5 protein-coding genes are annotated in these 4,308 nt (G+C 67.7%); 1 reads left to right on the top strand and 4 read right to left on the bottom strand.

All coding sequences use genetic code 11. The features are described 5' to 3' along the window. Positions 1-264 precede the first annotated feature (264 nt). Positions 265-861 carry a helix-turn-helix domain-containing protein gene (locus ACE3P6_RS20305; protein WP_374398239.1) on the top strand — a complete coding sequence of 199 codons (597 nt, stop codon included), beginning with the start codon at positions 265-267 and terminating at the stop codon, positions 859-861. A gap of 39 nt (positions 862-900) precedes the next feature. Here the strand turns inward: ACE3P6_RS20305 and ACE3P6_RS20300 are convergent, their stop codons facing one another. The 4 genes from ACE3P6_RS20300 to glnP are packed head-to-tail and all read right to left on the bottom strand — an operon-like array spanning position 901 to position 4,168. Next, positions 901-1,821: a MurR/RpiR family transcriptional regulator gene (locus tag ACE3P6_RS20300; protein ID WP_374398238.1), complete on the bottom strand. Its 921-nt coding sequence runs from the start codon at positions 1,819-1,821 to the stop codon at positions 901-903. Then, entirely contained in the window at positions 1,775-2,797 is a 1,023-nt protein-coding gene (locus ACE3P6_RS20295; RefSeq protein WP_374398237.1) for a C45 family autoproteolytic acyltransferase/hydolase, read from the bottom strand. Before ACE3P6_RS20295 ends, ACE3P6_RS20300 begins: the two co-directional genes overlap by 47 nt. Next, entirely contained in the window at positions 2,787-3,509 is a 723-nt protein-coding gene (gene glnQ / locus ACE3P6_RS20290; RefSeq protein ID WP_374398240.1) for a glutamine ABC transporter ATP-binding protein GlnQ, read from the bottom strand. Before glnQ ends, ACE3P6_RS20295 begins: the two co-directional genes overlap by 11 nt. A gap of 2 nt (positions 3,510-3,511) precedes the next feature. Next, on the bottom strand, positions 3,512-4,168 hold the full coding sequence (gene glnP, locus ACE3P6_RS20285) for a glutamine ABC transporter permease GlnP (RefSeq protein WP_374398236.1): 657 nt from the start codon (positions 4,166-4,168) through the stop codon (positions 3,512-3,514). Positions 4,169-4,308: the final 140 nt, after the last annotated feature.

Genomic DNA, 4,308 nt, shown 5'->3' with positions numbered 1-4,308 from the left:
GCCATCACTGTGACGGGGATTGCTGTCATGACCGTGCACAACAGCGCAACACCGATCGTTTTCATGATATTTCCTCCCGAAATCATGAATCTGGCTCGTCAGGAGATGTTCCGGCCCGAGGCGGCGTTCCGTGTTCCGGCATGGACTCGACATCTCTGCGGATGACTATGATCCGTTTTAAATTTCTGTCAATTGATTTTAATTTTGGTGAACTTATATGAAGAATGTTATAAAATTCAAGAACGGCAACCGGGGAGGGCAGCTGTGCCAGCCGATCTGAACCATCTGGAAGCACATAGCGACACGCGCCAGGTCGGCGAGACATTGCGCCTGCGCCGGCAGATGCGTGGCCTGTCGCTCAAGCAGGTTGCCGAACCCGCCGGCATCTCGGTGGGCATGCTGAGCCAGGTCGAGCGCGGGCTTGCCGCGCCCTCGATCAAGACCCTCCGCGCGATCTGCGCGGCGATGGACATGCCGGTGAACTGGCTCTTCCACCGCGACGGCGAACAGGAAAGCCAGGCGGCCGAATACATCGTGCCCGCAGGCGCGCGCCGGTCCTTGACCTATCACGATGGCGCCCTTGTCAAGGAGCTGCTCACCCCTGACACGCAGCCGACGATCCAGATGCTGCGCTTCCTGCTGAAGCCCGGCGCCTCGTCGGGCGAACCCTACTGCAATGCCGAGGGCGGCAAATGCGGGATCGTGCTGGCCGGGACCATGGGGCTCGAGCTGAACGGCGTCGAATTCGTCGTCAACTGCGGCGACAGCTTCGCCTTCCCGTCCACCGCGATGGTGCGCTTCTGGACCGTCGGCGACGATGCCTGCGAGGTCCTCTGGGTGGTGGCACCCGCGACGGTGTAACCGGGGGCTCGCGTGCCGTGGCGTTGCGCTGCCGGCCGTTCACATCTCGATGCCAAGCCGCTCGATCATCCGGTCGCGGTCGATCAGCGCCTTGCGGGTCTGGTCGGGCCGGGCCGCGGCGCAGGCGTTGATCAGGCATTCGGCCGCCACAGTGAAGGCGCCGAAGCTGTTGGAGATGAAGCTCGACTGGTGGCCGACGAGGATTGCCGCGCGCGATGTGTCCACCAGCGGCGAACTGGCGCGATCGGTGAGGGCGACGATCGACAGGCCGATCTCGCGCGCAACCCGGGCCGTCTCGACCACCTGGGCGGAATAGGGCGCGCAACTCGCCGCGAGCAGGACGTCGCCCTTTTCCAGCATCGCAAGCCCCTCGGCGGTCCCGAGGCTGTTGGCATCGAGGAGCGCGACGTCGGAGCGGATCATCCGCAGCCCGTAGACGAGGAAGGCCGCGATGGCGTGGAACTGGCGGATGCCGTAGACGGCGACGCGGGGCGCCGACATCAGGAGGCCGACCGCGGCCTCGAACGCCTCGGTGTCGAAATGCTCGACGAAGCGGTCGATGTTGGCCTGGTTCTCGCGGCAGAGCTGGACCGCGCGCGACTGGGTGCTGGTCCCCTCGGCCAGCGCGGCGCGGGCCTGGCGGGAATAGAACTCTCCCGGTGCGGCCATCGACGCGGTCAGAAGCACCTGCTGGAAGGCGGGGAAGCCGGAGTAGCCGAGGCTGTGGGCGAGACGGGTGAGCGTGGAGGGGTTGACCTCCAGCACCTCCGCCAGCGCGGTGATCGACAGAAGCGCGGGGCTTCCGGTCAGGTCGAGGATGCGGCCGAGCGCTTCGCGGGTCTTGGCGCCGAGCGTGATCGACGCCTCGCCGCGCGCGATGGCGACCATCAGCGCGCGCAGCTCGCTCAGCGTTTCAGGCGGTCTTGCCTTCGTAGGAGGGGGCGCCGGCTCTGCGGTCATGGATGCTCCACTCGATCCCGTCTTCTGTGACACGGAAAAGCGCCGTTGCAAGGGTATTTTCGTCGTCCGGGTCGTCGGCGGCGTCGCGCCGGATCGGCAGGCCGGGCCCGCCGGTGTCGCGCAGGATCGCCAGCGGATCGCGCTCACCCCCGGCCAGAAGGGCTGCGCCGCGAGCCTGACGGTCGCGCGAGGAGGCGGTGACGATCTGCTGCGCCAGCCCGCGCGGCTGGTGCAGCGCGTGGTTGGCATGGACCGAGGGCACCGCGACTTCGGCCACCGACACTTCGCCACCGCCGAATTCGACCGAGACGATGCGCCGGTCGGCCACGTGCGACAGCGCGAAATGGAACCCGCCCGAGTCCGGATGCGCGCCGAGCACGGCGAGGGCGGCGTCGATGTCGCGCGCGGCGATGACCGCGCGGCCCAGCACCATGCGCGGCACCTCGGCCTCGACCCCGGTCAGGCGGATGTTGTTCACCGTCTGCACCAGCCCCGCCTCGGTGAGGGCGAAGGTGTGGCCGGGGAGCGAACCGGGATAGCAGAAGGCGCGGAAGCCCGGCGCACCCGCGGGCCTCACGTCGGCGACGAAGGCGGCGCCGCGGAAAAAGGGCAGGCCGTCCTCGTTGTGGGCGAGGACCGGCGTCTCGCCCGGCAGCATGACGGTGGTGCAGCCGTCCGGCACCGAGGCCAGAAGATCGCCGCGGCAGTTCCACGCCATCACCTCTGCGAGGGGCAGGCCGAGCCCTTCGGCCAGCCCCTCGATCTCGGCCCAGATCGCGGGAAAGCGCGCCTTGACAGTCGCCGTCATGCGGGCGAGGCGGGCGCCATGCGCGGGATCGGTCACGCGCTGCCAGATCGGCGCGCCGAGGAGATGGCGGTGCACCGCCGCCCGCCCGGCCCGCCCTAGCGCCCGGCCGATGTCGCGCGGCGTGCCGCCGGCGGCGACCCAGCCGAGGGTTCCCGGTTCACTCGACATGTTGCAGGAAGTCTTTCAGCCGTTCGCTGGGCGGGTTGCCGATCACCGCGCGCGGATCGCCGTCGACCGAAATCTTGCCGTGTTCCATGAAGATCAGCCGCGTGCCGACCTGCTTGGCGAAGGCCATCTCGTGGGTGACGACCACCATCGTCATCCCTTCCTGCGCAAGCTGGCGCATCACCGTCAGCACTTCCTGCTTCAGCTCGGGGTCGCGCGCCGAGGTCGGTTCGTCGAACAGCATCACCTTGGGCCGCACCGCCAGCGCCCGGGCGATCGCCACGCGCTGCTGCTGGCCGCCGGAGAGTTCGGACGGGTAGTTGCCGGCCTTTTCCCGCAGGCCCACCTTGTCAAGCAGCGCCAGCGCCTGGTCGCGCGCCTCGGCGGCCGAGGCGCCGCGCACCTTGCGCGGCCCGAAGGCGACGTTTTCCAGTGCGGTCATCTGCGGAAAGAGGTTGAACTGCTGGAACACCATCCCGGCCTCCTGCCGGATCAGGCGCAACTGCTTCTTGCCGGCGCGGACGCTGATCCCGTCCATCACCAGATCGCCGCCGGAAATCTGTTCCAGCCCGTTGATGCAGCGCAGCAGCGTCGACTTGCCCGAACCGGATGGCCCGATCAGCACCACCACCTCGCCCGTGTCGATCGACAGGTCGACCTCGTCCAGCACCTTCAGGTCGCCGAAATGCTTCGAGGTCTTGCGGAATTCGATGATGCTCACAGGATCCTCATGCGTTTCTCGATCACCCGCAGCGCCACGGTCATGGCCCCGGTGAGGATCAGGTAGATGACGGCGACGGCGGTCCAGATTTCCACCGCGCGGAAGTTGGCGGCCATGATCTCCTGCCCCGTCCGGGTCAGCTCGCCCACCCCGATGACGATGAAGAGCGAGGTGTCCTTGAGGCTGACGATGAACTGGTTGCCCAAGGGCGGGATCAGCCGGCGGAAGGCGAGCGGCCCGAGGATGTAGACCAGCACCTTCCACTGCGGCAGGCCAAGCGCCAGCCCGGCCTCGGTCAGGCCCCTGGAGATCGACAGGAAGGCGCCGCGGACGATCTCGGCGATATAGGCGCCGGCGTTGACGATGATCGCCAGCACCGCGGCCGACATCGGGTCGACGCGCAGCCCGGTCAGGATCGGCATGGCGAAATACAGGAACATCACCTGCACCACGATCGGCGTGCCGCGGATCAGCTCGACATAGGCGAAGGCGATGGCGTTCAGCACCCGGCCGCCATAGGCGCGCATGAGCCCCGCGACGGTGCCGAGGATCAGCCCGCCGAGAAGGCCGATCACGGTGATCTGCACGGTGATTTTCGCGCCTGCGATCAGCTGGGGAAGAAAGGTCAGGACGACGGACCAGTCGGTCTGCATGGCTCGCTCCGGCGGCGGAAAGGGGATGGCTGCGGCGCGCAGGGTCGCCGCAGCCCGGTGTCAGCTCAGTTGGCGGGCTTCGTGCCGAACCACTTTTCGTAGATCGCGTCGTAGCGCCCGTCGGCCTTCATGTTGGCCAG

This window comes from Tabrizicola sp., from assembly GCF_041911175.1.
GTDB lineage: Bacteria > Pseudomonadota > Alphaproteobacteria > Rhodobacterales > Rhodobacteraceae > Tabrizicola.
This window is presented reverse-complemented; position numbering and strand designations above follow the sequence as displayed.

Excerpts from the sequence above, each read along its gene's own strand:
- ACE3P6_RS20300 (WP_374398238.1), bottom strand. The coding sequence starts at position 1,821 with ATGACCGCAGAGCCGGCGCCCCCTCCTACGAAGGCAAGACCGCCTGAA.
- ACE3P6_RS20295 (WP_374398237.1), bottom strand. The coding sequence starts at position 2,797 with ATGTCGAGTGAACCGGGAACCCTCGGCTGGGTCGCCGCCGGCGGCACG.
- glnP (WP_374398236.1), bottom strand. The coding sequence starts at position 4,168 with ATGCAGACCGACTGGTCCGTCGTCCTGACCTTTCTTCCCCAGCTGATC.